Genomic DNA, 25,044 nt, shown 5'->3' with positions numbered 1-25,044 from the left:
CATCAACCGCTTTCGGGGAGATCGGGTATCGCGTGGAGGACGGCGATATCGGCTATGCAGGCGATACGCACCTGTCGTTCAAGCCGCAGGCGGCGCCGAGCGTCGCGCATATTCGCGCAACGGAGCGCGGCGATGCTGAGCTGTCCCTCATCAAATCCATTCTCACCACCACGGCGAAGGCAACGCACGGCGCAGTGCAAAGCACAACTCCGCGCTGCTTGAACGTGACGCCTGACGCCTATTGGGCTGCAATCTCCCGCGCGGTGCGGGGCTTCGCGTAATGCTCGGCGCAAACGACGTATGGGCCGCCGGGCTCGTCGCGCCGTTCCCGCGTCGCTGGCAGGCGAGCATGATGCGCGAGTGGGATCGCCGCCGCGCATCGTTCAACCCGAAAAAGGTCACGGCAGAGAACGACGCGCAGCGCGCGGCCAACGTCGCATTGCGCGACGCGGTTGCGACGCTCGCCGGCCATGCCGTTAGCGATGAGCTACCGCTCGATGCTCTCGAACACGACGTTGTTACCCATGCGCGCGAGTGCGCCGAACAAGCGCGCGTGCGCATGCTCTCGCTTGAAGCGTGGCAGGAAGCAGGGCGATGCGCCGCACGAGCCGCGGGCATTTCGGCGCTTGAGTTGGCGCCGCTCGAAGTGCTCGAAGCGCGCGCGATGCTCGCCGACTTCTGCGTATCGCGCGGCGTGATGCCCGCGACTGGCCGCATTGCGGACGAAGGCGCTGTGCGCCGTATGATCGCGCCGAAGTGGTGGACGATGCGCATGCGCCGCGCGCACGCTCGCGCCGTTGAGGCGGCCGCGATCGACTTCGGACTCGTGAACCGCTCGCGCGACGCGTACGTGTCCAATGAAGGGCTCGCCGCGCGCGAAGCGCAGAACGCGCGCAACGCCGCGATGCTCGAAACGACGATCGCGCACAACCTCGACACCGACCAAGAATTCACGCTTGCCGAACTGTCGGCAAAGGGACCGGCAAATAAGGCCGTGCGCCGCGCCGAACTCATGACACGCATTGCAGGTTTCGAGCGCATCGCGATCGCCTCGGCTCATGCTGGCCTGTTCCTGACGATCACCTGCCCGTCGAAAATGCACGCGTTCAAGCTGGTCGGGCCGAAGGGCCGCGAAAGGGCCATCCGCAACAAGAACTACGACGGCACGAAGCCCGACGAAGCACAAGCGTATCTGCGCAGCGTGTGGGCTTGTATTCGCGCGGCGCTCGCACGACGCGGAATCAAGCTCTACGGCTTCCGTATCGCCGAGCCGCAACACGACGGTACGCCCCATTGGCATCTGCTCGTTTTTTACCCGCCGCAGCACGACAAGACCGTTGAATCGACCGTGCGCCGTTATGCGCTCGCAATGGACGGCGATGAACCGGGCGCGCAGGAAAAGCGCTGCGACTTCAAGCGTATGGACGCCGCACTTGGCACGGCCGCCGCCTATATCGCGAAGTACGTGGCGAAGAACATCGACGGCTACAAGGTGGACAAGGATCTGATCGGAAACGACGCACTCGAAACCTCGGCGCGCGTGGAGGCGTGGGCGTCGCGCTGGCGCATTCGCCAGTTTCAGCAGATCGGCGGCCCGCCGGTAACGATCTGGCGCGAGCTGCGCCGTGTCGAATCTGTTCCGGCCGATGCACCCGCGCACGTGCGCGCGGCGCATAACGCCGTGAACCGCGTCGCGAAGCTTGAAGGGCGCGAGAACGCGTCCGTTGCGTGGGATCACTACGTCAACGCGCAAGGCGGCGTGCATTGCGGCCGCGATTACCTGGTGCGTCTCGCGACATTCCGCGACGGCTCACGCACAGCCTACGGCGAAGAAGCCGCCGCGAAGCCGGTCGGCATTGAGTATTTTGAAGTCGCCAAGATTCGCGACGCGATCGGCAACTGGATTGACGTGATGCCGCGCACGGTCACGATTGATTCGAAGCGCTTTCGGTGGGAAGTAGTGCGCGCCGCAACGCGCGCGGGGGGTGTCGGTTTTGAGCGCGCGCAGCGCGCGCCTCGGACCTGTGTGAATAACTGTACGCGACCGGCCCCAGAGCTGACGTTTGACCATCACGCGGCCGTGCCGCTCGATGCGGATATCGACAGCGCGGCCCCTCATTTCGCCCGGGGCGGCGCCATACGCACTCATTGGAGGCCGGAAGAATGACCATGAGAATCGATTGCCCATGTTGCGGCGGCGATATTGACGCGCGGCACACCGAGAGCATGTCCCACACGATGCGGCGCATGTATTTCGTCTGCGACGACTGCGGCTATCGAACGCCCGCTGGCTTTGAAATCCTGTTTTCACTCTCGGCATCCGCGAAGCCGCGCGCCGACGTTGTACTCGAAGTACGGCCTTCGCCAATGCTGCGAGGTGGCGTCAACGCGCGCACGACGGTGGCGCTCGCGAGGACGGTATGAGATTCACTATCAAATGCCCGCACTGCGGCGCGCGCGGCATTGCTCGATCGATAGAGAAGGTGTCGCCAACGTCATGGCTGCTTGATTTCCAGTGCGACGACGTGACGTGCGGCCACACATATCGCACCCAGCTCGACATGTACCCGCCGGAAACGCCAATACCGCGCCGCGAGCGGCGCGAGACGGCCACACTGCAATTTGACGAGTAACGGGCGGCCTAAACGTAATCGGACCGCTATCGAACTGATAGCTGCGTTCACTTCTTACCATGCTCGGGGCTGGATGCCGCGCACGAGCAGGTGGTGGAAACGATACGGCGCCGGAAAGAGGTAATAAGCCTCGGCGTTGACGGGGCGCTCCTCAAACGGCTCGACGCGCGCGCCGCGCAGCGAGGGCTCTCGCGCGCGGCAGCGATCAATCTTGCGATGGCGAGATTCCTCTACGCCGAGTAGAAGGAATCACGCAACGGACGAGATCACTAAGCGCACTGTGAAGCAAAGTCGAAAGGAAGATAGCGACGTACCCAATTCACAAGCCGAAGAGCCGATAGCGTAGCGCTCAAATACTGAAGTGCCCCGCCATAGAGACAACTCGGTGATACTTCTGCAGGCTGCTTTGACTCGTATTGCTTGCGGATCCCATACCGAGTTTCCGTATCGCGTTGCGCAAAATAACCCACGAATGGTCGGTTTCGAGTGGTCTGTCGGACCAGACGCCCGTCATGTAATCCAGCACCCATTCAATTGCAGGCACCTGAATCTCGATTTGACCGCCAAAACCGTCAGAACGTTCTCCTATCTCATTCCAAGTAATACTTGTATCAAAGTGCACTGTTGTGTTCTTCACAATTGAAGACGCGCTGAGGGTTCGAGTGTAGGCATCGAAAAGGTCCACATGAGAGACGTACAACATGATAAGAAAGGTCATCGCAATCAGGTCGATTTGATCTGATTGCGTTATCCGGATCGTATCCAATATATCGATCGATCTCATGAAATCGCGCGTCGTAACTTTCATCGCTTGGCCAATTTTGGCCAGAACCTCAGAACTTGTTGGCAATCCGCCCGGTCGCTGTATTACGTTGTCGATTTTAGGGTCATCGGCCAACTTGCGTTGCTCCAACATAGCTGCAGCGAGTTGTGCGAATTGCGGGGTATCAAGGCGCGATTCGTGATCAAAAAAACGTCGCAGATATTTGCGCGAATCGAATTCGGATCCATACACCGCCTTTATGGAATGGGCTAGTTGCTGAGAGTCTGTCGCAACTACGGTATAGACGTTATCAACGCGAAAAATATGCTTTATCTTTTCAAGAAGTTCAATCGCATATGACGGTCGGCATCGATCCAGCTCGTCAACCATCAGAAATATTGGCAATTTGGTAGGATGTTCTTTTTCGTAAATTTGCGCGAAAGACGAAAATGATTTCTTAAAATCACCAATTGCATTTTTCAGGTCTTTGTTTTGTTTTTCAAGATCGGCCTTTATGGTGGAGGCGATTTCCTTTCCAGCGCTTTTCGTTGCTTTATCGACATGATTCAAAATATCGCTTTTTACATCTACACCGGTAAAATTTTTGATGACTGCAAAAGCGATACTAGGAGCCGCTGTTTTAATCACGCGGCTCCCTGCTCGGGTCATTGCTTGCGCTTGCAGAGAAATTTTTCCTTTCGTTGGCAGACTAGCTTTCAGTTGAGCGTTGATCGCTGACATGAAGCCGACGAAGGGATCGGCTGAGTAATCATTCTCCCACGCGTCAAAGTACACTACGAAGTGACCTTGATTGCGCAGCATCTTTGCCCACTCACGAAGAAAGTATGTTTTGCCGAGGCCCCATTCTGCGTTTACATTCAAGACAAAGCTCTGGTTTCCCTCAACACTGCCCGCGACTCGATGCCGACCGATGAGGAAGTTAGTTAGAAATTCGGCAGCTTTTTTCCTATCTAACTGATCGTTTGCAAATGGATCGTCAGAAATTACTTGTTGGTCGGCCATTTCTTTATCGGTTATTGAAGAAAAACCCCAAGCCTACACTATCGGCAAAGACTCGCCGATCTGAACAAGTGAACGGCCGTCTCGCGTCGGTATGGCGTCACCCACTTCAGTGGGGCGACCGACCGCGCCTCGGCGATCTTGGCCCGTCCGCCAAAGGTTCGCCCGCGAGATGGTCGAGCGCAGCCGATGAATCTCCCATAGCAATTCGAGCACGATCGGGTGCGGAAATTCATCCCAGATTTGGGCAAGGCGGGCGGCGGTGAGCGGCGGCCGGTCTCGCATGACTGATTTGGGCGTTATACTGTATAAATATACAGTGTAACGCCCAATGCCGACGCTGGAGCACGGCGGGCGGCCTCGATAGGAGGCGTTAGGAGCGGCCGACGTACGTAGAGTGCGAGAAGGGGGCGACCGGGCATCTGCGGAGGCGTGGCGTGACGCGCAGGCCATCAAGCGGCGGCCAGATTCGCCGGGGTGGGGCGCGTGCACGTCCATCCAGCCACCAAAAAACGCAGTCCCCCTCCCCGCCTGCGCGAGTCGAGGACCTCAATTTTCGACGCAAACCGGCAGAACCGCTGGGCTTGTCCCACTGGGGGGGACAGAGCTTAATTAGACCCTGCAGCCTGCTGCAAGATGACGCAAAAAACGCGAACTTTTAATGGGGTCATATCAAAGCCGCGAAAGTGAGTCGGTACACGCGAACAAGTTGTACCTACATGCTGCGAATCAACCCTCTAAGGCTATTTTTCCGTATAATCTTCGGAAAAATAGAGTTATAGGAGGTGGCGTCATGCTTCTTCGTTTCGGTGTTGAGAATCACAAGTCCGTTAGGAACTATCAGCAGATCCTTTTGACAGCGTCTTCTATCAAGGATGACGCAACGCGCCTGCTGCAGTCGAGCGATTCGCGCGTCAAGGTGGTACCGGTTGCGGCAATCTATGGGGCGAACGCCTCGGGCAAAAGTACGCTGCTAGATGCGCTCCGGTTCATGCAATCGGTCGTGAGGTTCAGTCACACCCGCGGCGATGCCACGGGCGGGACCGCCTACGCCCCCTTCGCCCTAGACGAAGTCTCGAGCACGAGACCGTCTCGGTACGATATCGACCTCGAGTTTGACGAGACGAGATTTCACTACGGGTTCATCGTTGACGGGAAAAAGGTCAATGAAGAATGGCTGTTCGCGATACCGCTCAACAAGACGCGGAAATCACGTCAAACATGGTTTCATCGTACGGATGACGGTGAGCCCATTTATTTCGGAAAAGAATTGAAGGGGGAAAATAAGCTAATTGAGAAGATAGTTCGCGCGAACAGCCTATTTTTGTCCGCCGCGGCACAAAATGCGCATCAGCAGCTATCGAAAATTTACGAACTCATTGTTGCAAAAATGGAAGTGCTTTCGACAGATTCTAATGCCGTGATTTTGGGGAGCGCGGTTGCGAAGTTCTTCGATGAGCATAAGGAGTTGGAGGGCGACGCACTGGAATTCCTAAAGGTGGCCGATACGGGTATTTCTAACGTAACGTACGAGGTCATCGAGCAGGATGACCAAACGAAGAATTTCGTTACAGAGTTTCGTACCTTCCTCAAGCGACATTCGATTTCTGCCTTAGATGAAGCAACAGATTTCCCTAGGCGACGAGCCTCATTTACACACAAAGGTGTAGGCGGGAAAGAGTACCGTTTGAAGCTGGATGCCGAGAGTGCCGGGACAAAGGCAATTTTATCCGCAATCGGTCCTATTTTGTCTGCTCTCCGTTCGGGTGGGGTTCTCATAATCGACGAGTTGAGTAATTCTCTCCATCCCTTGATGTCGAGAAAGCTTGTAGGACTATTCGGAGACCAAAAAATCAACGTCGGCGGTGCCCAATTGGTATTCAGTACGCACGATACGAATCTGTTGTGTGACGGTATGTTCCGTAGGGATCAGATTTGGTTTGCAGAGAAAGATCGTGAAGGCGCTACGCATTTCTTTCCTTTGACTGAAATTGACGTTGATAAACGCGATAATCTCGAAAAAGGTTATCTAAATGGTCGCTTCGGCGCTATTCCGTTCTTTTCCAAACCCGATATCAAATGGGAGACGACGGAAGATCTGCCTCTCCTGCGAGGGGAGCATGAGGATGCCTAAGCGACGAGCTGCCCCAGCGGTCCCTTCGATTACACGGCATGGTCCGGTTAGACAGCCGAAAGTTGAGTTTGTGATTGCTTGCGAAGGCGTTTCGACGGAACCGGAATACCTGACAGCATGCACAAACTACTACGGTGTTGGCGCCGTGCGATTGCGCATTCTGAAAGAAAAGGGGGTTCCACTTACCCTAGTGAGACTTGCTATTGATGAGCGCGAGCGGCTAATGGAGGAATACCGGAAGAATCCTGAAAAAATTGGCTATGGATTCGTCGTATGGGCTATCTTTGATCGCGACGAGCATCCGCATTTTGACGAAGCGATCAAGCTTGCAATCGAGCACAAGATCTTGATTGCGGTGTCTACTCCTTGCTTCGAGATTTGGCCTTATCTCCACTACGCCGACTGCAACGCGCACGTCGAACGCGACGTGATGCAGGCAAGACTCGCGGAGATCGCGCCGCCATATCATCACAAAAATAACCCTATTGTCGGTTTCGAGGATTTGGCCGATCGCGTTGACCACGCTGAACGCAGAGCGCGGGAGCTTGAGCGTATGGCGAAGGAGAACGGTATGCCGTACGGGAATCCCACGACCGGTATGCATCATTTTGTTAGAGCGATAATTAACAATGGGCGTCGCCAACCGGACAACGGCTAGATCTCAACGTCAAGCGCGTAAGGGGAGAAGCGAATGATCTCATCGCCAGCCCAATCGTTTAGCGCGAGGAACTGCGCTTGCATGGGAGCGATTTCGTTCCGCCCGAATACCTTCGCTGCCGTGTCCGCCGCCCCGAAGCCGCCGGTATTACTTGGCACAATGCCGAGCAACTGCGGCGGCACGCGATGCGCCGCGAGCAGGTCGTCACGAGTGATGTTCTTGATGTTGAAAAACTCGTCCTTCGCGGCCACTTCCGACACCGGTATGAGCTGCAGGCCGTCTTTTTTGCCGCCCGGCGCGTAATAGAACAGGTTACGGAAATTCCCTGGCCCCTTCGCGTGCTTGAGTGCATCGCGCAACGAATCAACATCATCCTGATTCTGTGCCGGGTCGGTCAGGTACAGGATGAAGCCGGCGTGACTTCCGTTCTCGTAGTAGCGCCGACGAAACAGCGTCGACGACTCGTTCAACCAGGCCGCGTGCAGGGCGCCGAGATATTCGGGCAGGCCATACACCTCCTGGTTCACGTCAGGCTCGACCAAGTGATGTACTGTGCCGGTGTCGAATTCGTGTACAGCCTTCCAGCCGTCCGTTTGGACGTAGCGCAACAGGTCGACGCGCCGCCGCGTGTACTTCGCTGGCACCGCCTCGAATTTCAGCGTCCCGCCGAGCCGATTCGTCTGCCGCTCAATGTATCCATTGCCAAACATGAGGAAGTCGAGCGCCCAGCGTCGAAACGTGTCGCGCGAGAGTAGGGGGTGTGGAATGAACGTCGACGCCAGCACATTGCGCTTGAAGTAGAGCGCGGACGCGTGATGTGTACCGGCCCGGAAGGACTTCGCGAGCCCCGTCCAGCTAATCGGCGGTTCATACCAGCCGTTGACCTCGACCAGCTCAGCGAAATCGAGAAGATCGACGCGGTTGAGCACCGGCATCGGATCGCCGAACGTGAATGCGGTTGCCTGCGGTGCGCGCGATACCTCGGCGACCGGCTCGACGGCGCGCGTGAGCTGTGCGTTGCGTTTGTGTTTCGCGCTCATGCGGAAATCTCCATGAAACCAGAATTGCGGGCCGCCATGCCTTCCAGCGGCTCGTTTGAAATTGCGTGCAGGACCGCCCAAGCGAGGTCAGCGTGTCCCGTTTCCTCATTGCGGCCGGCCTCGTATGTGACCTGCCGCCCGCTCGCCGTTACTGTCTTTTTGATCGCCATGAATGCGGCCGCCATATCGGTCCAGCCCGCGTCAAACTGCAGGCGGGCATTGCCGACGACAGACAGGCCTTTCAGCACGAGCCGGCCTTTCACTTCGGGCGAATAATTGAACGCGACGACGCGCGGGTAGAACTGCTTCACGAGCTGATAGACGCCCTGGCCGATACCCGTCGTGTCGACCGCCATGTACGTGACGTTAAAGCGCTTCGTGATTTCTTCGATGCTCCGCGCTTGCGCCTCGAAGTCCATGCCTCGCCACTGATGCTTTTCCAGCACGCGCAGCGGTCCGCCCTCGACCACCGGCGGCGCGACCACCACGCAGCCCGCCGAGTCCCCTGAAAGGGCCGGGTCGTACCCGACCCACACTGGCCGATAACCGAACGGGCGCGCGAGCAGGGGCTCGAAGTCTTCCCACACTTCCCACGAGTCGACCATGCAACGCTGAAGGTTTGCCAGGCTGAAAATCGACGCAGTATCGTCGATAAACTGGCACATGAGCAGGTTCGCATACTCCTCGGCGCTGTATTCGAGCTGCAGTTCGTGAAGATCGAACAGCGTGCAACCTGCGCGTGCCGCATCCTCGACCGTGACGATCTGCCGCCATTGCCGATCCTCGCAAAGACGGCCGCGCGCAAGTGCCTCGTGCGTTACGTCGAAGTGAACGTGATCGGCTTTCGCGCGGCCGCGGTTGATGTGCTCGCCGCTCCAGAATTTATAGGCCTCGTGCCCGATGCTCGAAGGCGTCGAGAAGTAGGTTTTGCGCCAGTGCTTGTGCATCGCCATGCCTGACGCGACCTTGTTGAGCGCCGTGAATTTCGGCACCCAGAAATACTCATCGAAATAGAAGTTGCCGTGATAGCTCTGCGCCGTGCGCGCGTTCGTGCCGAGAAAGTAGAGAATCGCCTCGTTTGGCAGCACGATCGGGTCACCGGAGAGATCCACGTCGGCGGCCTCGCGTGCAAACTGCGTGATGTACTGCTTGAATACGTGCGCCTGTGCCTTGCTGGCCGACAAGAAAATCTGGTTGCGGCCCGTGTTGAGCGCGTCGACCAGCGCCTCGCGCGCGAAATACCACGTCGCGCCGATCTGCCTCGACTTGAGGACGTTGCGCGTGCGCTGCTCGCCGCTGCGAAACCATACCTTCTGGTAGTCGAATAGCGATTCACGAAACACGTCATTGATCTTTTCGACCTGTTCGTCGCTGAACGCGTTACGCGCGGCCTTTTTCTTCGGCGCTGCATTGCGTGCCTCGATGTTCGGATTCAGGTCCGATTCCCTGCCAGTCTCGCCGTACTTGCGCACACGCGCGATGCGTTCGAGCTGACGCATCAACAGGTCGATTTCCTTGTAGTCGCCTGGGTCTTTCGTTTCTTTCGCGATCAGCGCATTGACACGCATTTCGGTCGTCAGCTCGATCGTGTCGACCGGCGCGGCCTTATCCCAACCGTCGCGCTGCTTCCACGTTTCCACGGTGGAGCGCTTCAGTTCGAGATGACGTGCGATAGACGACACGCGCCACCCTTGCCAGTACAAGGCGCGCGCTGCGTTCTTTGCGTCCGATGCGGGCGCTACGTTGTCGTTCGTCTCAAGCATGGCAGGAGCGTAACGATCTATCACGCGCGCGCGCAGCGTTTGCGTTTGTACCCGGCCAAACCACTGTGGAGCTTGATTGCCCGCCTGCTTTCATCCAGGCAACATTCGATTACAAGATTAAATCAGATGGAGTCCAAATCAGATGAACCGGCAATCGAGCAACACGAATCACGCGAGCACGTCGAAGTGGTTCCGCGTCGCCGTTGAAGGCGCGACGACTGACGGCCGCAGCATCTCGCGCGATTGGATCGCACAGATGGCGAAGAACTACAGCCCGACGCTGTACGGCGCACGTGTGAACCTCGAACACATTCGCGGCGTGTTGCCCGATGGCCCGTTCAATGCATACGGCGACGTTCTCGCACTGGAAGCACGCGACGAAACCGGAGAGTTCTCCGGCAAGCTCGGCCTGTACGCACAGATTTCACCGACGCCCTCGCTCGTGTCCATGACGAAGGCACGCCAAAAGGTGTTCACGTCAATCGAAGTCGACCCGTCGTTTGCCGACACGAAACAGGCCTATCTCGTCGGCCTTGCCGTGACCGACAGCCCCGCGAGCCTCGGCACTGACATTCTGGCTTTCTCGGCCAGTCAGGTGAAGAAGGGCGAAGCCAGCCCGCTCGCCGCGCGCAAGCTAGGCCCCGACAACCTGTTTACCGCTGCCGCCGAGACCGGGATCGAGTTCGAGCTGGCCGGCGAGCCCGCCGTCGGTGCCGCTGCCTCGCTCTTTGCGCGAGTGTCCGAAATCATCGGCCTCGCGAAGAAGAAGGGCGCCGCAGACGACACGCGATTCGCAGATATGACGCAGGCCGTCGAGGCCCTCGCGAACCACGGTCGCGAGCACGCCGAGCGCGTCGCCAGCTTCACCGCGCAGCTCGACGCAGTGCGCGCCGAGCTCGCCACCGAAAAGAAAGCTCGCGAAGCATCCGACCAGGCATTCGCAGACCTGACGGTGAAGCTCTCGATGGAAAGAGCCGGCGGCCAGCGCCCCTCCGTGACCGGGCAAAGCGGCACCATTCAGACCGATTGCTAACCGGCCATTCACTCAACGCCCCCGGAGATAAGACACATGCGTAACGAAACCCGGCTTGCGTTCAACGCCTACACGAAGGCGATTGCGCAGCTCAACGGCGTCCCCGACGCTGGCGAGAAATTCTCTGTCGACCCGTCGGTACAGCAGAAGCTCGAAAGCCGCATCACCGAATCGAGCGCGTTCCTCGGCAAGATCAACGTGATCGGCGTGACCGAGCAGCAAGGCCAGAAGCTCGGCCTCGGCGTGGGCTCGCCGATCGCGAGCACCACCGACACGAGCGCGAAGGAACGCGACACGCGCGATCCGAGCGATCTTGACGCGAATGGCTACGTCTGCACACAGACCAATTTCGACACGCACATTCCGTATGCGCGGCTCGATGCCTGGGCGAAGTTTCAGGATTTCCAGACGCGCATTCGCGATGCGATCGTGCAGCGTCAGGCGCTCGACCGCATTTGTATCGGCTTCAACGGCACGAGCCGCGCCGCCACCTCGGATCGCAACGCCAATCCGCTGCTGCAGGACGTGAACAAAGGCTGGCTGCAGAAGTACCGCGAACAAGCCGTCGAGCGCGTGCTCAAGGAGGTCGTGAAGGCCTCGGGAAAAGTTGTCGTGGGCGCCGGCGGCGATTACAAGACGCTCGACGCGCTCGTGTATGACGTGCTTTCGAATCTCGTCGATCCGTGGTATCGCGACGACACCGGCCTCGTCGTGATCTGCGGCCGTGGCCTACTGCATGACAAGTATTTCCCGATCCTGAACACGCAGCAGGCGCCGACCGAACAGCTCGCGGCCGACATGATTGTGAGCCAAAAGCGAATCGGCGGCCTTCCGGCGGTTTCGGTTCCGTACTTCCCGGCCAACGCACTGATGGTCCAGCGCCTCGATCACCTGTCGATCTACTATCAGGAAGGCGGTCGCCGCCGTGCCGTGATCGACAACCCGAAGCGTGACCGGATCGAGAATTATGAATCCTCGAACGACTCGTATGTCGTCGAAGACTTCGGTTCGGGCTGCGTGGTCGAAAACATCGAAATCGCACAGGGCTGACGATGACGAGCCCCGCACGACGCCATTTCGAGCAGGCGCGGGCCGAGAAGGAAGCGGCCAGCGCCGGGCCGGGCCAGCAGCTCGCCGGCGCGAGCCACTACGAGCTGATGCTCGTCAAGCTCGCGGCCGACAGGCGACGCCTTAAGGCTGTCCAGTCTGTCGCACGCAAGGTCGAAGTCAAACGCGAGGTGCTGCCCGAATACGTCAGCTATGTCGCTGGCGCGCTCGAAGGCGGGCGGGGCGCCCAGGACGATGTACTGATGACGGTCATGATCTGGCGCATCGACGCGGGCGACTACGCCGGCGCGCTGGAGATTGCCCGGTACGCGCTGCGCCACGGCCTCACGCTGCCGAACCATTACGAGCGCTCGACGGCCGCGGCAATCACCGAGGAATTCTCCGACGCCGCGCTTACTGCACTACGCGACGGCGGTACGTTCGACGCTGACCAGCTCAACGAAGTGCGCGAGCTGACCGAACCGGTCGACATGCACGACCAGATCCGCGCCAAGCTGCACAAGGCGCTCGGCCTCGCTGCCATGAAGCTGATCGGCGACGACCAGCTCGACGACACCTACGATTGGGCGCGCGCGTCGCAGGCCGTCCAGAACCTTCAAACGTCGCTGCGGCTCGATGCCCGCGCCGGCGTGAAACAGAACATCACTCGGCTCGAAAAGCTGCTGAGTGATGCGGAAGGCCGCCGCAAGGCCTCCCGCACGTAAAGAGCCCCCCCGGCAATGGCGGCACCGGCGTTCTTTCCCAACACCTGACGGCAACGGGATTCGAACGCCGGTCCACCGCCACCTATTCAAAGCCCCGTCATGAGTAGCTTTCTCGCCACCGCAGACACGACCATCGGCAGCGCGCCGGCACCGGCAACCACGCTCGAAAACGACGGATGGTTTCCCAATATCGAGCTCGCCGACCTGCGCGAGGAAACGCGCCTTGATGGCACCGTGACCGATACGCGCCTGCGCTCGGCCGCGCTCGATGCGATGGCGAGCTGTAACGCCGAGTTGCGCGCATGGCAGACCGCCCAGCTCGCCGACGGCCATGCCGACCTCGCGAGCGTGCCGGCGCCGCAGCTCGGCGGCAAGAGTACGCACGTCATCCGCTATCGGCGCGCAATTTACAACCTCGTGCGCGCGGACCTCACCGAGCAATACCGGGGCTATGACTCGACGAAATCGGGCGGCCAGGCGGCCGAAGCCCTGGAAAGAACGATCTGCGAAGCGCGGCGCAACGTCCGCATCGCACTCGCCGACATTCGCGGCATCCGTCGCACGACGGTCGAGCTGATCTGATGAAAGTCACCGCCCAGCAAGGCGACACCGTGGATCTGCTCTGCTGGCGTCACTACGGTCGCACGGACGGCACCGTAGAGGCGGTACTCGAAGCCAATGCGGGCCTTGCCGACCTCGGCCCCGTGCTGCCGATCGGCACCGTTCTTGATCTGCCCGAGCTCGACACCGTGCAGACCAGCGCGCCACTACTGCAACTGTTTGACTGACTCTGGAGCCGACCGCATGGCCGAACCGAACACCACTACCGCAGCAGCGCTATCCGCCGCGATCGGCTTGGCCGGCCTCGCACCGGGCATCGACGGCAACGCCCTGATCGGGGCTTTCACGGGCGCCGCGCTCGTCGTCGTTACGTCGAAAAACCTCGGCGTTCTCACACGCCTCGCGTATCTGCTCATCTCGCTCGTGATGGGCTATCTCGCCGCGCCTGAAATCGTCAATTCGACGCCGATCCGGTCAACTGGCGTGGCGGCATTCTTCGCGGCCGCGCTCGTTATCACCGTGACGCTGCAACTGATCGAGCGCATCAAGGGTATCGACCTGCTTTCGATCCTGAAGGGGGGCCGCTGACATGCACGCCGCTCTCGCCTATGTCGCGCTCGCCGCGCAGCTCGCGGCCGTCGTCTGCCTGCTCGTGTACCGGCGCAACGGCGCGCGCCACCGCAGCCACGTTTCATGGCTCGCGTGGCTGCTCGTCGTCATCATGGGCGGCTCGTCGATCGAGCTCGCATTGCACGCAAGGCACATCGGCCTTTTCGAAGCTGGCAAGGCGATTTTGCTGGCCGTGTTCGTGTTCGGCTCGCGTGGCAACGTCGCGCGACTACTTCGGAGTGAATCCGCATGAAAACCCATTTTCTCGGCGACCGCGGCGCCGACGTTGGCCTGCTGCAAACGCGCCTGATCCGCGCCGGCTATCGGCTCACCGTCTCGCACTTCTACGACGCAGCAACCGAAAGCGCCGTTCGGGCGCTGCAGATTAAAACCGGCCTTGTCGACGACGGCATCGCCGGCCCGAAAACCTATGCCGTGCTCGCCACCGGCCAGCGCGACCCGAAGCACCTCGCCGACGCCGACCTCATACGCGCGGCCGACATACTCGGCGTGCCGCTCGCCTGCGTGCGTGCCGTGAACGAAGTCGAATCGACGGGCTCGGGCTATCTCCTCGACGGCCGGCCGAAAATCCTGTTCGAGCGTCACGTCTTCTGGCGCCGGCTGAAGGCGCGCGGCATCGATCCGGCACCGCTCGCCGCGAAATACCCGAACGTCGTCTCTCAGGTGTACGGCGGATATCAGGGCGGGGCGGCCGAATACACGCGCCTCGCGACGGCCGAGCTGATCGACCCGGCGGCCGCATACGAGTCGGCGAGCTGGGGCGCGTTTCAGGTGATGGGCGAGAACTGGCAACGCCTGGGCTATGCCAGCGCTGACGACTTTGTAAGCCGCATGGAAAACAGCGAAGCCGACCAGCTCGACGGGTTTGTGCGCTATGTGGTGGCCGACAGCGGGCTCGTCGCAGCGCTGAAGGGCCGGAAGTGGGCGACATTCGCCAAGGGCTACAACGGCCCGGATTACGCGCGCAACCTGTACGACGTGAAGCTCGCGCGGGCATATGAAAAGTATGCCGAGCGCGAAAAGGCGGCCGCATGAGCCTCGCCGCAAAACTCGCCGCCGGCGCGCTCGTGCTGCTCGCGATCGCCGCCGGCACGTTTTATGTGCGCGAGCTGCTCACCGAGCTCGCCGAGCGCACGCACGAGCTCGACGACGCAAACAAGGGCATCGAAAGCCGCGACGCCACTATCAAGCGCCTGCGTGATGACGCCGAGGACAAGGCGAAGCAACAGCGCCAGCTCGACCAGACGCGCGCCAGCGTCGCCGCGCAGCTCACCGACGTACTGCAGGAAAACCGGAGACTCAGGGATGAAAATGCGTCTGTTCGCGAGTGGTCTGATACTGCTCTGCCTTTCGACGTTGCCCGCTTGCACAACACCCCCGCCGCAACCGGCGCCGCAGATTACCGTGCAGGAATGCCAGTCAGTGAGCCGCTGTACGTTCCCGGCGATGGCGCCCCGCAGTAACGGCGAGCTCGACGACGCGCTGCACATCGCGCGCGCCGCATGGGCCTCGTGCGCGGCGATCGTCGACATGACTTTTGATTGCCAGGCGAAGAAAGGGCAGGGGATCACCACGCATGATTAAGCCCGCGAGCCTGCGCGCCGCGATCGTGAAAGCTATCCCGGCGCTCGCGACCGACCCCGACAAACTGACCGTAATGATCGACGCGGGCTCGATCGCCGCGACTGGCGCGCTATCGCTTTCGTTCGAGTATCGGTACACCTGCAATGCGATCCTGCTGGACTTCGCAGGCGACGCCGATGCACTTTTCATCGCCCTCGTGGAATGGGTGCGGAAATACCAGCCCGATCTCGTGCTGAATCCCGACGAGCGGGGGAACGGCATCACCTACGAAGTCGATATACTCGACAACGCGACGGTCGACGTTTCGGTAAAGATTCAGCTTACCGAGAGCGTAGTCGTGAAAGACAACGCGGACGGCACGCGCACGGTGAAGCACGTCGACGACTCCAGCGTGCCGCCATTCGGCTACACGAACGTCGCCGAGCCCGCCTGCGACCCGGACGCCATTATTGCGAAGAGCATGCGCGACGGCGACCAGGTGCAGGTATGGCCGTAACCGAAGATCTGCACGCGCTCGACAAGTGGGCCGGCGCGCTGCTCGCGCAGCTCGCGCCGGCCGCGCGCCGCAAAGTCATGCTCGACGTAGCGCGCGATCTGCGCCGCAGTCAGCAGGCCCGCATTGCCGCGCAGCAGAACCCGGACGGCACCGCCTACGTGCCGCGAAAGAAGAAGGGCGGAAAGAACCTGCGCGGCAAGCGCGGCCGCATCAAGCGCGCCACGATGTTCACGAAGCTGCGAACGGCACGCTATCTGCGCACCGAGGCGACGCCTGAAGGCCTCGAAATCGGCTTTGCGGGCCGCGTCGCACGCATCGCGCGCATTCACCAACTCGGCGAGCGCGCGCCCGTTGAACCGGGTGGCGCGCAGGCGCAATATCCCGCGCGCGTGCTGCTCGGCTTTACCGATGCCGAGCGTGAGCTGATACGTGACAAGCTGATCGCACACGTCACACTTGGCTAGTAGACGCACATTTGCCGGCACTTGAGCATCCTTAGTCGAACCGCTGGACATAGCGAACGCAATCGTTTTACCTGTGTTTGGCTTAGTCGGTGGAAAGGCCGGCGGGACATAGCATAGGAGCGACGCTATCTGAACCCTTCCGTAGTCCGATACGCATAAATCGTCTATGAATGGAGTATTTAAAATATATTCAAATGAAATTGAAATGCTTGGTAATGATTTCGTTTGAATTTTTTTAAATCTTGCCTCTTTGATATTTTGTGCTATTACACATAAATATGTCAGCGATAAGTTCCGCCATTCCAGCAAAACGTTAATAATCAAAAAGTGGAGCAATCATGGAGACCATCGGTTATTTGGCAATCACGTTAGTTATCTTGTTCCTGGGCGGTCAATCAGGCGAAGTGCTAGCACAGCCGGCTAGCGTTAAAGACTGCTCTTACGTTCTAAAGTCAAAAGATTATTATTCGTATGCAGAAAAAAATAATCTCCAGGCTGACTATTTAAGGTCAATCGATTCGGAGACGTGGGAGGAAATGAAGCACGATAATAGCTTTAGTGCCTTCGGGATATTTTCCGGAGGGCTATTTTCATTAAATGACGATTACAATCAATTTGACAACAAGCGGGCGAAATATCTGGAAAGCATCCACTACAACAGGACGGAGAGCGAGGCGAAGAATATATTGCAAATCACAACATCTCCCCGGACCTATTCTGCGTATGCAGAATGTCTACAGCATATTAGCCAGTCAGGACTGATTGCATACGTGGACAAGGAGGATGCATCAACTCTAGAGTTGAATGTTCTCTATAAAAATCCGGCAGGTGTCGCCAGCATGTCTATAGACGGATTCGTAAGTGGCGGAAGCGTGGCAGGAGCTCCTGCGGGACATTTATGGGACGATCAACATAAGGTTTGGGGTGTAAATCAAGCTAGGGTGCTTACTATTTCTCGTTCGCCGGGTTCGTCAGAGACCACGATAATAATTGCGCCTGCTGATGGTTCGCAGCCGTTTTCGAAACATTACTATCGCGCGGACGGAACTCTATCTCTGGAATACGTCGGAACTACATCTGTGCTGTTAGTCTCAAACATGCGAGTTTTGGTAAAGGGCACACCCAACAACGACAAGAATAAAGGAACATGCCCAAATATGGTGGGCCATGCGGACGGGAAATGGTGCCAATCCAAAACACCCCTGACCGCTTCGACAACTCCACCGAATTTTTTTAAAAACGCTCGCGTTAGCTGCGAAGGATTCGGTTGTGGATGGATAAACATTCCGCCCGCGTCTATCGATCCAACCGGAACCACAGCCAGCGGCAGCATCATTAACTGGGGGCCACCCGCTCAAGCTGTACTACTTGTCGACCAATACGAAAATTTGAGCAAAGATCAGTGTGGTGGGGATGGGCCGATTCCTGTTATTTACGGTCAAACCGTGCTTTTCACGTCGTCCAAACAATGTTTACCGATAGCGACGATTCAATCAAATTCCCTAATTGACCAATCATCCGCGGTGGTAAAGTTTGGACAAACTGACGGGAAAATCGTAACCCAATCACAGCTTGACACTGGGGACTCCATAGTAGCGAGCTATAAATTGACGCCATAGCTCGCAAGAACGAATTGGTTGTTCTGGTAACTCGATGGACGCTGATGTCGCCAAATACCGTACCCGGTGTTGCATGGAGCGAAGCAGCGGCCAGCATTTCTGCATATTGTCTGTACCCAGACCTATGACATATGCCACCGCTCGCTCTACGCGCGAGCGGCCGGCAACATGGGTGGTATGGATGCCAACGAATTTCGCCGCCTCATCGTCAACCTGATCCGCAAAGGGTCTGTGTCCGACGTCGACCTGACGAGCAACCCGCCGACGTGCAGGGTTTCCGTGGGCGATCCTGACAACGCCGACAATCCCGGCCTTGTGACGAACTGGATTCCGTTCCTCACGCTGCGCGCGGGCACCACACGCGAATGGAACCCGCTCACGAAGGGCGAAAAGGTTGTGCTTCTCTGCCCGATGGGCGACCCCGCGCAGGGCGTCGCGCTCGCCGGCCTGAATGACGAAAACGCACCGGCACCGAGCAACAGCCCCGACAAGCACATGCGCGTCTACCCGGACGGCGCGGCGATCGAATACGACCACGCCGCGCACGCACTCACCGCGACGCTGCCGGCCGGCGCAACCGTGCTGATCGTCGCACCGGGCGCCGTCAACGTGCAGACGAAGCAGGCGAACGTGCAGGCCGAAACGATCCTGCTCGATGCCAAGCAAACCACCGTCACGGGCGCGATGCTCGTCAAGGGCGCATTCGAATTCCAGTCAGGCATGACGGGCTCGGCCGGCGCAAGCGGCGGCTCGACCATGAAGATCAACGGCGCCGCCGACTTTACGGGCGAAGTGAAATCGCAGGGCATCAGCCTGCCGAAGCACACGCACCGCGAACAGGGCGACGGCCAACTCGTGAGTGCCCCGCAATGAAAGGTCTGAACGTCACCACGGGCCGCGCAATCAGCGGCCTCGATCACCTGTATCAGTCTATCGGCCAAATCCTGACGACACCGCTCGCGTCGCGCGTGAAGCGCCGGCCGTTCGGTTCGGACATTCCCGATCTGATCGACGCACCGAACAACGGCGCAACGCGTACGCGCGTGTACGCCGCGATCGCAACCGCGCTGATGCGATGGGAGCCTCGCCTCACGCTTACGCGCGTGCAGCTCGCGACGGATAGCAACGAAGCCGGCCAGGGCGTGCAGGTCGTCGACATTGAAGGCACGACCACCGAAACCGGCGAAGACGTCAAGGCGAGCGTAGCGATTACGAACGGGGGGGCAGCATGAGCGCGACGCCGATCGATCTTTCGCAGCTCCCCGTCCCCGATATCGTCGAAGTGATCGACTATGAGACGCTGCTCGCCGAACGCAAGGCGCGGCTCGTGTCGCTCTATCCGGTCGACGAACAGGCCGAAGTCGCCGCGACCCTTGAGCTCGAATCCGAGCCGATGGCGAAGCTCCTGCAGGAGAACGCCTATCGTGAAGTTGTGCTGCGCCAGCGAGTGAACGACGCCTCGCGCGCCGTGATGCTGGCGTACGCCAAGGGCGCCGACCTCGAACAGCTCGCCGCATTTTTCGAGCTCAAGCGTCTCACGATCACACCGGCCGACCCGACGACCGGCGCAGCGGCCGTCATGGAAGAGGACACGGACCTGCGCTATCGCACGCAGCTCGCGCCGCAGAGCCTTTCCGTCGCCGGTCCAGAAGGCGCCTACATCGCCCACGCCCGCAATGCAGACGGCCGCGTGCTCGACGCCTCGGCTGTCAGCCCCTCGCCGTGTCAAGTGCTCGTCACCGTGCTTTCACGAATCGGCGACGGTACGGTGCAGGCGAGCGACGGCATTCTCGACGCAGTGCGCGCCGCGCTCTCGAAAGACGACGTGCGCCCGCTCACCGATGAAGTGCTCGTGCAGGGCGCGCAAATCAACCGTTATGCCGTCGACGCCACGCTGATTTTCTTCGCCGGCCCCGATCGATCTGTCGTGCTCGCACAGTCGCAGAAGGCCGTAAAGAAGTACACCGACGACATGCACCGGCTCGGAATGGAAATCACGCGAGACGGCGTCTTTGCGGCCGCGCGCCAGCCTGGCGTGCAGAAGGTAATTCTTCGCAGCCCTGCCGCCGATATGCCGTCGACGAAGCAACAGGCGCCGTACTGCACGAGTATCAACGTGATCGACGGCGGGGTGTACAGCAATGAGTAATCTGCTCCCGCCGAACGCGAGCAAGCACGAGCGCAACGTCGCCGCGACGAACGCGGCAATCAGCGATATCGACGTGCCGCTGCGCGAGCTGATGAACCCGGACACGATCCGGCTCGACCTGCTGCCGTGGCTCGCATGGCAGCTCGGCGTTGATACGTGGAAGGACTACTGGCCCGAGAGCGTGAAGCGCGATCGCGTCAAGAAAGCGATTCCGATCGCGCGCAAGAAAGGCACCGCGGCCGCCGTGCGCGAAGTTGTCGCGACGTTCGGCGCGAATCTCGTGCTGCGCGAGTGGTTCGAAAAAACGCCTCGCGGCACGCCTGGCACGTTCGACATTGTGATGACCGTCACCGGCCGCAACGGCGAGCCCGCGACGGCCGAATACGTCGCCGACATCATCGCGGAAATTGAGCGCACGAAGCCCGTGAAAGCTCACTACACATTCACGCAAGGCTATTCCATGCAGGGGCGCATTGGCGTCGCGGGCGCAGCGCGGCCGGCCCTGTATCGCCGCCTGACACTCTCGGATATCTGACAATGGCCGGAACCCTTATCACGATTTCAGACGCGTTTCGCGCGGCTCTCGTCGCACCAGGCAACACCGGGACGAACGCCCACAAGGTCACGAAAATCGGCCTGTGTACCGCTGCATTCGACGCGACAAACAAGAAGCTGATGGCACTTCCGAACGAGCGGAAGCGTATCGACACGTTCGGCGGCCAGAACATCGACGCCGACACGATTCACGTCACGCTGACGGACAACACGGCCGACCAGTTCACGCTTTGGGGTTTCGGGTTCTATCTCGAAGACGGCACGCTGGCCGCGTACTACAGCCAGAAGGCCGCAGACGGCCCGATCATGGAGAAGTCACCGGCGGCTCAACTGCTGCTGTCCGTCGACGTTGTATTCGCCTCGATCGACGCGGCGACGCTCTCTTTCCCGCCGGCCTCGTTCCTCAATCCGCCGTCAACCGAACAGGTGCAGGGCGTGATCGAGCTCGCCACGCAGGCCGAAACCGATGCCGGCACCGATGATCTGCGCGCCGTCACGCCGAAGAAGGCGGCTGCCCGCTATGCACCATTCAACCGGCCGACCCTCACCGGCCCAGTGACCGTCACGGGAACGCCTACCACGAACGAGGGGCACATCGCGCTGAAACCGCCATCGGGCGCACTGAGCCGTGAATCGAAGCTGCGCTTTCATGGCACTTTCAGCGGCTCGTCAACCGATACGGGCGTGCGTCATGTTGCGTCGATTCGCGGGGGCTTTGATAGCGGCGCGTGGGGCCGCGAATACCTCGACTTCTATCTCAACAGCGCAAACAACGACAACGATAGCGACGCGAATCAGTCTCGCGCCATGCGTCTTTCGTACGGCGGCCGGGTAATGATCGGAACCACCGCCGACGATGGCTCGAACGCCCTTCAGGTTGCAGGAAATTTGCGTGCCGCAAATTTTTTCGTCAACGGACAGACTGTCACTGATGGCGGCACCTTCGGCTTTGGGAATGCCAATGGTCCAGCCGTCGTCGTTAATGGTAATAGCGCCGCTGGCGCCGCTGGCGCGCTCGTTACCAAGACGGCCGGAACAGAGCGCATGCGCGTCAACGCTGCGGGGCGTGTCCTTATGGGCACCACGACGGATGATGGCGCGAGCCTGTTGCAGGTAGCTGGCAATGTCGCAGTTACTGGCAGTCAGACGGTTACAAGTCCGGTCAATAATACGGTCGGTTCGCTTGCGGCTAGCGCTTATGCGGGCGGCCTTTCCATCGAAGCGTTCAACGTCGGGAACACGGCGAAGAAGAACGTTGCGCTGGCACCGTGGGGTGGCCGTGTCCTGGTCGGCACGACGACCGATGATGGCGGATCGGCGCTACAGGTCAATGGCCGTATCTATGGAACAAACAACGCCGACGGCAACCCCGGTCTTTTCCTGCAAGGCCCGCAAGGCTTCGCAGCCGGACTCCACCTGATTAACACGACCCCAACGACGGGCCGGAAGTGGAGCATGTATTCGAGCGCGGCGGGCAACCTCACCTTCGGAGACGAGACGGCGGCCGCATCGCGACTCGCTATCCTCGGTGGTAATGGCCGCGTGCTGGTCGGGACCGTGAGTGACGACGGCAGCAGCAGGCTCCAGGTGAACGGCGACTCCCGCACCTATGGCGTGCATAGGTCAGGCGCTGCAGGCACCGTCACGGCTTGGGTTTCGGCTGACGCGAACTACGGCTATTTCCGCACCGCAGGCCACGCGACGGTTGGTTCCGAGAAGGCAGACGGCTACACCGACCTTGTCGCAGGCAACGTCGCACGCGTGCGCGTGTTGGCGTCCGGACGTGTGCTGATGGGGCAGACCGCGACCGACGACGGTTCTAGCGCATTGCAGGTCACTGGCACCATCAAGGGTATCGCTGGGGTGCGTGCATTGCAGGCGTCGAATGGCAGTGGAACCGGGCAAACGAGCATCACGCTCACTCGCGAAGGCGCAGCGGCTGACACCAAAGTGTGGGAAGTTCTGAGCGGTGGCGACAATGCCCTGTCGATTCGGGCAGTCAACGACGCATATAGCGGGTCAACGTTCGCAATGGCGATTACGCGTCCCAGTGGCATTGGCCTCGGGGCGATGCAGCTGATGCCGGATCAAGGGAATGTCCTGGTCGGGAAATCCACGGATACGGGAGGAGACCGCCTCCAAGTCGCAGGCACCGCCGATTTTTCCGGCGGCTACATCAAGATCAACCGCAGCAATGGCGAAGGTCAGGTTTGGCTTGGCAAGAACGACGGCTACATGTTCGCCAATGCCAACGAGATGGGCTGGTATTCGCCCACGCAGGGGAAATGGTCGTACGATTTCGCCAAGCGCAATCTGATGGTCGCCACGTATCCCGTATGGCACTCGGGCAATCTCACGCCGCTTGACAAGAATTCTGGGGGGCAGGTCAATGGCACTCTCACACTGTATGGCTCAGGCGACTATGGCAGCGCGCTAATCTTCAACGCAAATGGCTACGCCCCGCGCATTCAGGCACAAGCATCTACCGGCATGGTGATGGTGACCAATGGGGCGAATACTTTTTCCAACCTTCTCGTGTGGGATGGCGGCCAGGTAGCCGTTTCGCGTACGGGTGCAAATCTGCTCGTAGGCGGAACGACGGCTGCGGGCGGCAGCAATGCAACCATCGCGCCGGACGGGAACGTCTGGGGAACGCAGTGGGGTAGCAAGTGGCTGCGGCAATTCCTCGACGAAACCTTCGTCCATAAAGTCGGCGATACGATGACCAATTCGCTGACTCTCACTGGCGGGTCGGTCACTGCCCAGAGTGGCAACGACTACAACGGCTATAGCGGCACGGTTGGTCCGGGGTGGATCAAACTCGCCGAGTACAACTACGGCGGGTACATTGATTTTGCGGGGGCGCGTTCACAGGACTTCGTATGGCGTATCCACTACAACCGAAGCACACTTAACGGCAGTGGCGACGGCAACCTCCAGTTCTTCTGCAATGGGCAGGGAAATGTCCAGTTTAGTGGCGATTCGAACATCTACTGCGATGGTCGTGGCTGGGTATGGGACAACATCACAGATGCCAAGAATCGCGGCAACAATGCCCAGAACACGGCAAATGATGCGTGGAACAAGGCAAATGACGCGCAGGTAAACCGGGCCGACCGCAATGCGAATTGCCAGTGGAACACGGGCATTGTTGAATTCGGCCCTGCTGCGGTCGGTCAGTCCATAGACGTCAATGCCCCTTATGTCATGGTCGGCCTTCGGACCACTAATGATGGTAACAGTGTGCCGAACCGGTTCTATCCGCGCGCCGTCATATTGCGCAACAACTAAGGAATTCAAATGAATTTCAAGAAGTATTGCCATGAGCACATGATCGCGGTTATCGCGACGAACTATCCCGGCCTCGTGCATGGGAAGGACTTTCTCGTTGCGCAGCCCGTTGGCGTGGACGGCGGCCTGACGGACAAGCCATTCATCGCGGCATGGTACGCCGAGGAGATTCGCCCGACGGACGATGAACTGCATGCGATGTTCGATGCCGACGAGGAAGCCTATCGGGCCGCCCATATACGCAGCTATCGCGATGAAGCACTACGCGTCACGGACGGAAAGGCGAATGCCCCCACAGATGCACCTCCCTCCGTGGCGGCCCAGTCCGAAGCATGGCGCACGTATCGCCAGGCGCTCCGCGATCTTCCTGCGCAGCCGGGTTTCCCCAATACGGTGACGTGGCCGGAAATTCCCCAGTAAGTAGCAGTCCACACACCGTGTAACGATGTTTAATCAACCCCATCCGACAGGAACCTAGAAAATGGCACTCAAGAAAGAGATCCTCGTAGCAGCGAATGGCGCACCAGCAGAGATTCACCGCATCGACAGCATCACGATCAATAAGCTCTCGAAAACGGCAACGGTGAGCCTTTCGAGCTTCTATAACGAGGCGGCGCTCACCCAAGGTTTGAACCCGCTGGCACAGGTTACGGTGCAGCTCGACGGCAACCCGGCGAATGGGCAAGACGTGACTGACTTCGCCGAGCAATCACTTGTCGCGGCGCCCCCGGATGGCGTGACGGTCGATCTGGTTATCCACCCTTACAACACAGACCGCTACGTCTTCGCCGGCGCAGAAACCATCGACGTGTAAGTCACGGGCAACGCCATTTATTCGGGCGGTGCAACACCAGAATACCTATCGGGCAACGTCCCGTT

29 protein-coding genes are annotated in these 25,044 nt (G+C 59.6%); 26 read left to right on the top strand and 3 right to left on the bottom strand.

Annotation, left to right across the window (positions count from 1 at the left end):
- Nucleotides 1-32: 32 nt before the first annotated feature.
- The 4 genes from BO1_RS10000 to BO1_RS09985 are packed head-to-tail and all read left to right on the top strand — an operon-like array spanning nt 33 to nt 2,633.
- Nucleotides 33-281 carry a hypothetical protein gene (locus tag BO1_RS10000; RefSeq protein ID WP_156992193.1) on the top strand — a complete coding sequence of 83 codons (249 nt, stop codon included), beginning with the start codon at nt 33-35 and terminating at the stop codon, nt 279-281.
- Nucleotides 281-2,167 carry a replication endonuclease gene (locus BO1_RS50420; RefSeq protein ID WP_052409416.1) on the top strand — a complete coding sequence of 629 codons (1,887 nt, stop codon included), beginning with the start codon at nt 281-283 and terminating at the stop codon, nt 2,165-2,167. The genes BO1_RS10000 and BO1_RS50420 overlap by 1 nt, the downstream gene beginning before the upstream one ends.
- Nucleotides 2,164-2,424 carry an ogr/Delta-like zinc finger family protein gene (locus tag BO1_RS09990; RefSeq protein WP_028217438.1) on the top strand — a complete coding sequence of 87 codons (261 nt, stop codon included), beginning with the start codon at nt 2,164-2,166 and terminating at the stop codon, nt 2,422-2,424. The genes BO1_RS50420 and BO1_RS09990 overlap by 4 nt, the downstream gene beginning before the upstream one ends.
- Entirely contained in the window at nt 2,421-2,633 is a 213-nt protein-coding gene (locus tag BO1_RS09985) for an ogr/Delta-like zinc finger family protein (protein ID WP_028217437.1), read from the top strand. Before BO1_RS09990 ends, BO1_RS09985 begins: the two co-directional genes overlap by 4 nt.
- A gap of 349 nt (nt 2,634-2,982) precedes the next feature.
- On the opposite strand, the gene BO1_RS56285 is transcribed toward BO1_RS09985, so the two are convergent.
- A complete protein-coding gene (locus tag BO1_RS56285) occupies nt 2,983-4,419 on the bottom strand; it encodes a KAP family P-loop NTPase fold protein (protein ID WP_052409415.1) in 1,437 nt (478 codons plus the stop codon).
- A 790-nt stretch (nt 4,420-5,209) separates the two neighbouring features.
- Between BO1_RS56285 and BO1_RS09970 the strand changes: the two genes are divergently transcribed.
- On the top strand, nt 5,210-6,550 hold the full coding sequence (locus tag BO1_RS09970; protein ID WP_028217436.1) for an AAA family ATPase: 1,341 nt from the start codon (nt 5,210-5,212) through the stop codon (nt 6,548-6,550).
- The gene (locus tag BO1_RS57280) at nt 6,450-7,208 is read left to right on the top strand and encodes an RloB family protein (protein ID WP_084687860.1); all 759 of its coding nucleotides are present in this window, start codon (nt 6,450-6,452) and stop codon (nt 7,206-7,208) included. The genes BO1_RS09970 and BO1_RS57280 overlap by 101 nt, the downstream gene beginning before the upstream one ends.
- Here BO1_RS57280 and BO1_RS09960 read toward each other — a convergent pair.
- Both BO1_RS09960 and BO1_RS09955 read right to left on the bottom strand, forming a co-directional pair.
- Nucleotides 7,205-8,248, bottom strand: a complete 1,044-nt coding sequence (locus BO1_RS09960; RefSeq protein ID WP_028217434.1) for a phage portal protein — start codon at nt 8,246-8,248, stop codon at nt 7,205-7,207. The two genes, BO1_RS57280 and BO1_RS09960, sit on opposite strands and share 4 nt — an antisense overlap.
- Nucleotides 8,245-10,011, bottom strand: a complete 1,767-nt coding sequence (locus tag BO1_RS09955) for a terminase ATPase subunit family protein (RefSeq protein ID WP_028217433.1) — start codon at nt 10,009-10,011, stop codon at nt 8,245-8,247. The genes BO1_RS09960 and BO1_RS09955 overlap by 4 nt, the downstream gene beginning before the upstream one ends.
- A gap of 142 nt (nt 10,012-10,153) precedes the next feature.
- Here BO1_RS09955 and BO1_RS09950 point away from each other — a divergent pair, with 142 nt between their 5' ends.
- The 20 genes from BO1_RS09950 (at nt 10,154) to BO1_RS09860 (ending at nt 24,979) form a co-directional block, all read left to right on the top strand.
- Entirely contained in the window at nt 10,154-11,044 is an 891-nt protein-coding gene (locus BO1_RS09950; protein WP_028217432.1) for a GPO family capsid scaffolding protein, read from the top strand.
- 36 nt (nt 11,045-11,080) lie between these two features.
- Nucleotides 11,081-12,094, top strand: coding sequence for a phage major capsid protein, P2 family (locus BO1_RS09945; RefSeq protein ID WP_028217431.1), 1,014 nt, complete (start codon nt 11,081-11,083; stop codon nt 12,092-12,094).
- Complete coding sequence (gene gpM, locus BO1_RS09940; protein ID WP_028217430.1) at nt 12,091-12,816, top strand: phage terminase small subunit; 726 nt, start codon at nt 12,091-12,093, stop codon at nt 12,814-12,816. Before BO1_RS09945 ends, gpM begins: the two co-directional genes overlap by 4 nt.
- A 99-nt stretch (nt 12,817-12,915) precedes the next feature.
- Nucleotides 12,916-13,398 (top strand): head completion/stabilization protein, encoded by a 483-nt coding sequence (locus BO1_RS09935; RefSeq protein WP_028217429.1) that lies wholly within the window; start codon nt 12,916-12,918, stop codon nt 13,396-13,398.
- Nucleotides 13,398-13,604, top strand: coding sequence for a tail protein X (locus BO1_RS09930; RefSeq protein WP_028217428.1), 207 nt, complete (start codon nt 13,398-13,400; stop codon nt 13,602-13,604). Before BO1_RS09935 ends, BO1_RS09930 begins: the two co-directional genes overlap by 1 nt.
- Before the next feature lie 16 nt (nt 13,605-13,620).
- A complete protein-coding gene (locus tag BO1_RS09925) occupies nt 13,621-13,965 on the top strand; it encodes a putative holin (RefSeq protein ID WP_028217427.1) in 345 nt (114 codons plus the stop codon).
- Between the two features lies 1 nt (nt 13,966).
- Nucleotides 13,967-14,239, top strand: a complete 273-nt coding sequence (locus BO1_RS09920; protein WP_028217426.1) for a phage holin family protein — start codon at nt 13,967-13,969, stop codon at nt 14,237-14,239.
- A complete protein-coding gene (locus BO1_RS09915; protein ID WP_028217425.1) occupies nt 14,236-15,042 on the top strand; it encodes an N-acetylmuramidase domain-containing protein in 807 nt (268 codons plus the stop codon). The genes BO1_RS09920 and BO1_RS09915 overlap by 4 nt, the downstream gene beginning before the upstream one ends.
- Nucleotides 15,039-15,470 (top strand): Rz-like lysis system protein LysB, encoded by a 432-nt coding sequence (gene lysB / locus BO1_RS61015; protein WP_028217424.1) that lies wholly within the window; start codon nt 15,039-15,041, stop codon nt 15,468-15,470. The genes BO1_RS09915 and lysB overlap by 4 nt, the downstream gene beginning before the upstream one ends.
- Complete coding sequence (gene lysC / locus BO1_RS60710; RefSeq protein WP_245643754.1) at nt 15,364-15,591, top strand: Rz1-like lysis system protein LysC; 228 nt, start codon at nt 15,364-15,366, stop codon at nt 15,589-15,591. Before lysB ends, lysC begins: the two co-directional genes overlap by 107 nt.
- Nucleotides 15,584-16,087, top strand: coding sequence for a phage tail protein (locus BO1_RS50410; protein ID WP_084687859.1), 504 nt, complete (start codon nt 15,584-15,586; stop codon nt 16,085-16,087). Before lysC ends, BO1_RS50410 begins: the two co-directional genes overlap by 8 nt.
- Nucleotides 16,078-16,551, top strand: a complete 474-nt coding sequence (locus BO1_RS09895) for a phage virion morphogenesis protein (RefSeq protein ID WP_028217422.1) — start codon at nt 16,078-16,080, stop codon at nt 16,549-16,551. Before BO1_RS50410 ends, BO1_RS09895 begins: the two co-directional genes overlap by 10 nt.
- Before the next feature lie 338 nt (nt 16,552-16,889).
- A complete protein-coding gene (locus BO1_RS58930; protein ID WP_156992190.1) occupies nt 16,890-18,170 on the top strand; it encodes a hypothetical protein in 1,281 nt (426 codons plus the stop codon).
- 177 nt (nt 18,171-18,347) lie between these two features.
- Nucleotides 18,348-19,043 (top strand): phage baseplate assembly protein V, encoded by a 696-nt coding sequence (locus BO1_RS09890; RefSeq protein ID WP_028217421.1) that lies wholly within the window; start codon nt 18,348-18,350, stop codon nt 19,041-19,043.
- Complete coding sequence (locus BO1_RS09885) at nt 19,040-19,402, top strand: GPW/gp25 family protein (protein ID WP_028217420.1); 363 nt, start codon at nt 19,040-19,042, stop codon at nt 19,400-19,402. Before BO1_RS09890 ends, BO1_RS09885 begins: the two co-directional genes overlap by 4 nt.
- Entirely contained in the window at nt 19,399-20,319 is a 921-nt protein-coding gene (locus tag BO1_RS09880) for a baseplate J/gp47 family protein (protein ID WP_028217419.1), read from the top strand. The genes BO1_RS09885 and BO1_RS09880 overlap by 4 nt, the downstream gene beginning before the upstream one ends.
- A complete protein-coding gene (locus BO1_RS09875) occupies nt 20,312-20,854 on the top strand; it encodes a phage tail protein I (protein WP_028217418.1) in 543 nt (180 codons plus the stop codon). The genes BO1_RS09880 and BO1_RS09875 overlap by 8 nt, the downstream gene beginning before the upstream one ends.
- A gap of 2 nt (nt 20,855-20,856) precedes the next feature.
- Nucleotides 20,857-24,165 (top strand): hypothetical protein, encoded by a 3,309-nt coding sequence (locus tag BO1_RS56280; protein WP_052409414.1) that lies wholly within the window; start codon nt 20,857-20,859, stop codon nt 24,163-24,165.
- A 9-nt stretch (nt 24,166-24,174) separates the two neighbouring features.
- Entirely contained in the window at nt 24,175-24,585 is a 411-nt protein-coding gene (locus tag BO1_RS56275) for an XkdW family protein (RefSeq protein ID WP_028217417.1), read from the top strand.
- A 61-nt stretch (nt 24,586-24,646) separates the two neighbouring features.
- Nucleotides 24,647-24,979: a hypothetical protein gene (locus BO1_RS09860; protein WP_028217416.1), complete on the top strand. Its 333-nt coding sequence runs from the start codon at nt 24,647-24,649 to the stop codon at nt 24,977-24,979.
- Nucleotides 24,980-25,044 lie beyond the last annotated feature (65 nt).

This window comes from Paraburkholderia oxyphila NBRC 105797 (assembly GCF_000685075.1).
Taxonomy (GTDB): Bacteria; Pseudomonadota; Gammaproteobacteria; order Burkholderiales; family Burkholderiaceae; genus Paraburkholderia; species Paraburkholderia oxyphila.
This window is presented reverse-complemented; position numbering and strand designations above follow the sequence as displayed.